General features: G+C 61.4%; 4 protein-coding genes. 3 read left to right on the top strand and 1 reads right to left on the bottom strand.

Annotated features, from left to right (window positions below):
* Positions 1-244: 244 nt before the first annotated feature.
* Positions 245-496 (bottom strand): hypothetical protein, encoded by a 252-nt coding sequence (locus tag EOL86_14275; GenBank protein ID NCD26739.1) that lies wholly within the window; start codon positions 494-496, stop codon positions 245-247.
* Between the two features lie 119 nt (positions 497-615).
* On the opposite strand from EOL86_14275, the gene EOL86_14270 reads away from it, so the two are divergent.
* From EOL86_14270 to EOL86_14260, 3 genes are read left to right on the top strand one after another with little or no spacing between them, the layout of a single operon-like run.
* Complete coding sequence (locus EOL86_14270; GenBank protein NCD26738.1) at positions 616-930, top strand: hypothetical protein; 315 nt, start codon at positions 616-618, stop codon at positions 928-930.
* Complete coding sequence (locus EOL86_14265; GenBank protein ID NCD26737.1) at positions 921-1,226, top strand: hypothetical protein; 306 nt, start codon at positions 921-923, stop codon at positions 1,224-1,226. Before EOL86_14270 ends, EOL86_14265 begins: the two co-directional genes overlap by 10 nt.
* A complete protein-coding gene (locus tag EOL86_14260; protein ID NCD26736.1) occupies positions 1,223-1,720 on the top strand; it encodes a hypothetical protein in 498 nt (165 codons plus the stop codon). The genes EOL86_14265 and EOL86_14260 overlap by 4 nt, the downstream gene beginning before the upstream one ends.
* The last annotated feature ends 237 nt before the right edge of the window (positions 1,721-1,957 follow it).

Here is a 1,957-nt window from a genome sequence, read left to right as displayed (position 1 = left end):
CCCCGGCTGCGGGATGTACACACGTCCGAACTCGGTGGGGATGCGTATTCCGCGATGCGCGACGCTGTTGACCGGACCGCCGGGAGTCCTGGAAAAATCTGTAGCCTAGCACGCTGTTTGGCGGAAATTTGCGGAAACTATGGCACAACTGATTACGGGGTGGGTGGACGAATTTTTCCGCCATAGTTTCCGCAAATTATGGGCGAATTCTTGGCAAGCTGAAAGCTACACCCGCTAGAGCCCATCACACAACCATCTCCACCCGCGTCAACGCCTGCCCACTCCGGACAACATGCTCTACAGCCGTCACGATTCCGGTCGCGGGGGTGCCGTCGATTTGGACCGTCATCATATCGGTGACGGCGACGGAAAGATCCATCGGCAAGTGGGCCGTGGCCCTGGGGCTGTGATCCAGGGCAAGCGCGTCCGCCCAGGCCGGGCTGTCCGTCGCGGATCTCACGATTGTGCCGACACCCAGATACTGAAAAATTGTCATACAATTCCGGTTTTGCCGGACAAAAATCCGAGCCCCCCCGGAAAACATTGTATGACAATAAAATTTGCTGATGCCCGCGCCCAAACGTGCTACGCGGCGCGGAAACAGGAGGGATTTTCATGCGCATCTTGTTCGTTTGCGCGGCGCTGTTTTTTTGTTTCGCCGCGACATGCTTTGCCGACAATTTTGACGCGGCCATGGATGAAATCAAGGCGGAAAAAAGCGTTATCGCCGCGTCGTGGGGCCCTCACAAAGGCCCAAGCCTCTTTGTCGCGGTCAAGGACGACGGAAGCCGGCGAGACGGGTTTGCCGAATACTTGTGCATGACCTTGCGGGATCACGGCATTCATGGCGCGATCATCCACGTCATGGCCCCTGCGGATTACGCAAAATACAGGACGGAAAACGACCTCGGGAGGCATGTATGCGAATAGTCGCCCTCGTGTGTTTTTTCGCGGCATTGACCTCGGTAGCCCGTGCGGACGACTATGTCGCGCGAGCGCTGACCTCCTGCGCGCCCTTGAAAGGCACGTCGCGGCATGGCGACTGCGTTGCCGCAGCTGCCAACGACATTTGTGGCGCAATGGGCATCAGCCAGGAGCGCGTCTGGTGCCTTGAGGATTTCGAACGTTATTTCGCGGCCACAGTTGCGGCCGCCAATGCAGAGCGTCAGGCGCTAAAAGAGGAAACGGAACGCAAGCTCAGACAGTTACAAGAGCGCGTGCAATGATGCCCATGACCCGCCTCGCCATCCTCGCCCTGATCCTGACCCTAACCGCCTCCCCCGCGTCCGCGTTTAAGTTTTTCGGCCCCAACGGAGAGATGTCGGACTCACCCGAGGACATCGCCCGGCGCAAGGCGGACGCGGAGATCCAGGCCCGTCAGGACCAACGCAACGCCGCATCAGAACGGGCATGGCAAGAGGAACAGGCCCGAATCCAGGAGCACAACGCCCGCATGAACGCCATGTACCGGGCCGGGAACCAACCGGCCCAGGAAGTCCGCGTTCAGCCCATCAACAAATACAACGACGGGCCAGCTCCGGGCGGCCACTATCGCCACCTCTGGCGGAAGCAGACCGGTTTCAACACCCCGGCCGAGCGCACCCGCTACATCCGCGAAAACCGGCGCCTCCAGCGCGAGCTGGCCAAGGAGCGGGCCAAGCCCAACCCGCGCGGGGCCACGGTCCAGGAAATGCGGGCCAAGCGCAAACGGGCCAACTAGCCGAACGGCACATGCACCTGCCTCGGCGCGCTCGCGCTGCCTGTTGCCAGTCCGGTCACGACCGCGCTGGCGAGCTGCCCACCAAGGACCACCTGCAACCCCGGACGAAGATCGACACAGCGTTCGTGGCAGCCGAACAATCCCGGACCTGTGGCGCAGCCGAGGTCAGGCCGCGTGCCAGAAAGAGCACCTCCAGACTCCCGCGCGGCGGGATCGGAATCAACACAGGGAGAAGGC

This window comes from Deltaproteobacteria bacterium (assembly GCA_009930495.1).
In the GTDB taxonomy this organism is placed as follows: domain Bacteria; phylum Desulfobacterota; class Desulfovibrionia; order Desulfovibrionales; family Desulfomicrobiaceae; genus Desulfomicrobium.
Note: the sequence above shows the minus strand (reverse complement) of the source record. Positions and strands in the feature narration are given on the sequence as shown.

Bases quoted from the DNA above. Each gene is read 5' to 3' on its own strand.
- EOL86_14270 (NCD26738.1), top strand. From the start codon at position 616: ATGCGCATCTTGTTCGTTTGCGCGGCGCTGTTTTTTTGTTTCGCCGCG.
- EOL86_14275 (NCD26739.1), bottom strand. From the start codon at position 496: ATGACAATTTTTCAGTATCTGGGTGTCGGCACAATCGTGAGATCCGCG.
- EOL86_14260 (NCD26736.1), top strand. From the start codon at position 1,223: ATGATGCCCATGACCCGCCTCGCCATCCTCGCCCTGATCCTGACCCTA.
- EOL86_14265 (NCD26737.1), top strand. From the start codon at position 921: ATGCGAATAGTCGCCCTCGTGTGTTTTTTCGCGGCATTGACCTCGGTA.